Source organism: Chitinophaga sp., from assembly GCF_036566945.1.
Classification (GTDB): Bacteria; Bacteroidota; Bacteroidia; order Chitinophagales; family Chitinophagaceae; genus Chitinophaga.
The window spans coordinates 1-4,120 of the sequence record NZ_DATCVJ010000743.1 but is presented as its reverse complement, the minus strand read 5'-3'; the positions used below and the strand labels follow the sequence as shown (position 1 = coordinate 4,120).

Annotated in this window: 5 protein-coding genes; 2 read left to right on the top strand and 3 right to left on the bottom strand. The window is 43.2% G+C overall.

The genetic code is table 11. The features are described from left to right. Both VIP81_RS22345 and VIP81_RS22340 read left to right on the top strand, forming a co-directional pair. Window positions 1–278, top strand: a 278-nt coding sequence (locus VIP81_RS22345; protein ID WP_331966613.1) for a DUF1016 N-terminal domain-containing protein, incomplete at its 5' end; no start/stop codon positions are given. A 104-nt stretch (window positions 279–382) separates the two neighbouring features. Continuing rightward, window positions 383–1,615, top strand: a complete 1,233-nt coding sequence (locus VIP81_RS22340; RefSeq protein ID WP_331966610.1) for a PDDEXK nuclease domain-containing protein — start codon at window positions 383–385, stop codon at window positions 1,613–1,615. On the opposite strand, the gene VIP81_RS22335 is transcribed toward VIP81_RS22340, so the two are convergent. The 3 genes from VIP81_RS22335 to VIP81_RS22325 are packed head-to-tail and all read right to left on the bottom strand — an operon-like array spanning window position 1,612 to window position 4,109. Continuing rightward, window positions 1,612–2,628, bottom strand: a complete 1,017-nt coding sequence (locus tag VIP81_RS22335) for a beta-ketoacyl synthase chain length factor (protein WP_331966607.1) — start codon at window positions 2,626–2,628, stop codon at window positions 1,612–1,614. The two genes, VIP81_RS22340 and VIP81_RS22335, sit on opposite strands and share 4 nt — an antisense overlap. A gap of 16 nt (window positions 2,629–2,644) precedes the next feature. Further along, window positions 2,645–3,859 carry a beta-ketoacyl-[acyl-carrier-protein] synthase family protein gene (locus tag VIP81_RS22330; RefSeq protein ID WP_331966603.1) on the bottom strand — a complete coding sequence of 405 codons (1,215 nt, stop codon included), beginning with the start codon at window positions 3,857–3,859 and terminating at the stop codon, window positions 2,645–2,647. Between the two features lie 13 nt (window positions 3,860–3,872). Continuing rightward, window positions 3,873–4,109 carry a phosphopantetheine-binding protein gene (locus tag VIP81_RS22325; RefSeq protein WP_414649366.1) on the bottom strand — a complete coding sequence of 79 codons (237 nt, stop codon included), beginning with the start codon at window positions 4,107–4,109 and terminating at the stop codon, window positions 3,873–3,875. Window positions 4,110–4,120 lie beyond the last annotated feature (11 nt).

The following is a 4,120-nucleotide window of genomic DNA, read 5'->3' as shown; positions in this document are numbered from 1 at the left end:
AGGGATTTTCTTCGGGCCATTTAAAAAAAATGCAACAATTCTATGATGCCTATGCCCATCTCGTAATTGAGCCGGCGCTATTACAAGAATGCTTTTACGGCATTAGTTTTACCCATCATATTCTAATTTTAGAAAAATGTCAAAAGGAAAATGAACGGCTATTCTACATCTCGCTGGCTGCTGGCCAATGCTGGTCAGTACGGAAATTAGAAGGTCATATTACCGCCAATGTTTTCAAACGCCGGAGCAACACATCTACACACATTTTTACTACGTAGCAGACAATCCACTTTATCAAACCGAAAACCTGTAAACACATCACCATTCCTCATCTACACGTTTGCAATTACAACAAATCTTCATTACATAAACCATATCCAAAATGAAATTTAATCACTTGCTTAACAGCATTCAAACAACACATGTACACTTTCAGGAGGTAGCTGCCAAAGCTATTAACCGCTCCCTCACCATCCGCAACTGGATGATCGGTTGCTATATTGTAGAATACGAACAGAATGGAGTGGATAGAGCGAAATATGGGGCGAAATTATTGGAACTTATTTCTAAAGAATTACCCAATTTAAAACTGTCGACTACTAATCTAAGATTATGCAGACAGTTCTATCAGTATTATCCACAACTAAGTGCGGTAGTTTCTGACGAATTAAAAAATAACACCATTCAAATTCATCAGTCACTGACTGACGAATTTGAAAAAATCAACATGCGAATTCATCAGTCAATGACTGATGAATTACAAATAACTAATAATCAATTAGATATAATTTCGCAGCCACCGACTGCAAAATTGAAAAGCACACGAAATACAACTGCCTCATCAGCGATGGGCCAATTGCGAATCGATCGTGTTCCAGGAAAGAAAATCGTCAACAACCTTTCCTTCACACACATTGCCAGTCTACTTGCCATCAACGACACCCTACGCCGCACTTTCTACGAAGTAGAATGCATCAAAGGCAACTGGAGTGTCCGGGAACTAAAACGACAGATCGACACCGGCTACTTCGAACGTATGGGCTTTACCAACAATCCACAAAAGCTTTCCCGGCTGGTACAGCAATCTGCAGAAAGCCCGATTACACCAGCAGACCTGATTAAAAATTTATACGCCTTTGAGTTCCTGGATCTCCCACAAAAAGCAATCGTGAAAGAGAGTAAAGTAGAGCAAAAATTATTGGATCACCTGGAAGCATTCCTGCTTGAAATGGGCCATGGCTTTTGCCTTGAAGGACGACGGAAAAGAATACTGATAGGTCAGGAATACTATTTTGTAGATGTAGTATTTTATCACCGTATCCTGAAATGCCATGTGCTGATAGAATTAAAAGTTGGGAAATTCAGTTATGCCGATACGGGTCAACTGACCACTTACCTGAATTACTTCAAGGCAGAAATGATGGAACCGGGTGACAATCCACCTATAGGTATTCTATTGGTAACCGAAAGAGACAACGACGGAGCATTAGCCAAATATGCCATTCCCGCGGGAATGGACCAGCAAATGTTCATTTCTACCTATGCTGTACAACTACCTACAGTAGAAGAGTTGCAGCAATGCCTGGCAGAAGAATTAAGAAGGTGTGAAAGTTAAACCCTTTCCAGCAACAGCATAACATGCTGCTCTCCATAAAAATGATTATAAAATAAAATAGAATTAACAGGCGCAGACAGTGGCGGCAGCTGGGGAAACCACTGCTGTGGCACTTGCTGCGCTTTTATTATCTGTGCTGCGAGCCATACGCCAAAAGCACCGGCGGTATCATACTCGCCACATAAATGCTTAAAGGATATCTGGGGAACGCCCGGATAACAGTTATCCAGTTCTTCATAAAAATGCTCATGATTGCTGTCACCATTACGACCGGTAATAATCAAATCCGCACCTGCGCTGAAATCTTTCAAGGTAGCCGTGAGCTTACCTGGCACAGGTTTATACAGCATTTTAAAGCCGGAAATAGCCGCGTAACTATGTGGTGTTGGTTCACCGGTAAGTGCAAAAAAAGTAGCCCCTTCTCCCGCAATAGTACCGGGAGATAAATGTTGATACAGATCCGCACTATTGATAGGTGCTTCTTTCCAGAAACCAATCCGACTTTTTATATAAAAATGTTCTGCGGTAATTTCTTCAAAAGCGCCGGTCAGGGTATGAGATGCACCTTCCTGGATCAGCATCATGCTGTCCAGCAATGCATTCTCAAAGGAGAAACCACGGTGTACAAATGTATTGTTATAAGCCGTACACTTCTGCTGCAAGGCGATCAACCCATTAACAGAATTGTAGGTAGACTGGATAAATGGGGTAGGATTTAGCGCCGTTTCTTTATACTCTGCTATTTCTTTGATGAACTTTTCGGTATCCTGTAAGCTGCCTTTTCCGGTGCCGGTAACAATAGGGCCAGGTGTTTCCAACCCGCTATCCTGCAAGCATCGGAGTGCGGCAGTCAGTCCTATTTTGAGTACGCGCGTCATGCGGCGCAAACTGTTGCCCGGAATAAATGGTTTATAGTCAGGTTCTATACAAGCTAGCAGGTTGCTATCTGTATGTACCATTGGCGCCGAAAAAATATCCCCCTCAAAAGTTGGCTGCGGGGAAATAGCCGCCATTCCTTGTATGTAACACTTACCCTTCATATTTGCTGATCACCAGGGAAGCATTATTGCCCCCAAAACCGAATGAATTTGAAATAACATTATTTACCGGGTAGTCCTCTATCAGCTCGGTTACCGGACTGATATTCAATTCCTCCATTCTTTCAGAGAAATTAAGATTAGGGAATACTAACCCATGTTGTATGGCCAGGATAGCATAAATAGCTTCTATGGCACCTGCTGCCGCCAATGTATGCCCCGTAAATGGCTTTGTAGAGCTGAATAAGGGTACTTTGTCCCCAAACAGACGCTCCAGTGCCTTCCCTTCAGAAACATCATTATTCAACGTGGCTGTGCCATGTACGTTGATGTAAGCTATGTCTTCCAATGATCTGCCACTCATAGCGAGCGCCGATTTCATGGCTTCATAAGCGCCATCACCTTCCGGCGAAGGAGAGGTAGGATGAAATGCTTCATTGGTATTACAGTAGCCACTCAGTTCTCCCAGAATGCGACTATTGTTGGCCTTTGCAAAAGATTCACCTTCCAATACCAGGTAAGCCGCTCCCTCTCCCAGATTAAGACCGGTACGCTGCTGATCAAACGGGCGGCAAAACTGCTTATCCACATTTTTCAGGGAATTGAATCCGTTCAACGTAAAACGGGTAAGCGCTTCTGTACCACCGCATACTACCCGTGGCAGCATGCCTTGCTTAATCATACGTGCACCAAACATCAGGGCGTTGGCAGAGGAAGAACATGCGGTACTAATGGTAGCTATATGTTCACTGAATCCTACGATGTCGGCTATACGTTGTGTGCAATCCGCGCAATCCAGGGTATCAATATATTGTAAAAATGAGCCTGTCTTATCGCGGTTAATAATATCGAAATATAATTTTTCGGTATCACACATGCCGCCAACTGTACTGGCGTTAATAAAACCGGTAGGTGCAGATTGTACATCTGTGATACCAGCATCCTTCAATGCTTCCCGCATTGCTGCCATTCCCAATAAAGTAGTACGGGTAAACCCATCTTTCACCGGAATATCAGCCAATGCAAACAATGCCTCACTGGGATGCTTTACCTCCGCTACCGGAAGTACATCTTTGTAAATAGTATCTATGTAACTGCTATAACCCAGGCCACTGCGCTGTACCCGCAGGTTATGTAAATTTCCGGCTACATTATCACCAATAGCGGTGATCATTCCTATCCCTGTTATAAACACTCTTTCTGCCATGCAGCCAGTTTACTTATGCCGGTTGTTTTGATTGAATAAATTCCGCCATAGACTGAACAGATTGTAAGATCTTGCGACCTTCACGTGGATCTTCGACTTTTATCTGGTACTGTCTTTCCAGCAATACCATGAGTTCCAGTGAATCAATACTATCCAATCCCAGTCCTTCTCCGAATAATGGTGCGTTGTCGTCAATATCTTCCGGCTTTGTATCCTGAAGGTTCAGCGCTTCGATAATTTGTTCTTTCAGTTTCTTTTTTA

Bases quoted from the DNA above. Each gene is read 5' to 3' on its own strand.
- VIP81_RS22340 (WP_331966610.1), top strand. From the start codon at position 383: ATGAAATTTAATCACTTGCTTAACAGCATTCAAACAACACATGTACAC.
- VIP81_RS22335 (WP_331966607.1), bottom strand. From the start codon at position 2,628: ATGGCGGCTATTTCCCCGCAGCCAACTTTTGAGGGGGATATTTTTTCG.
- VIP81_RS22330 (WP_331966603.1), bottom strand. From the start codon at position 3,859: ATGGCAGAAAGAGTGTTTATAACAGGGATAGGAATGATCACCGCTATT.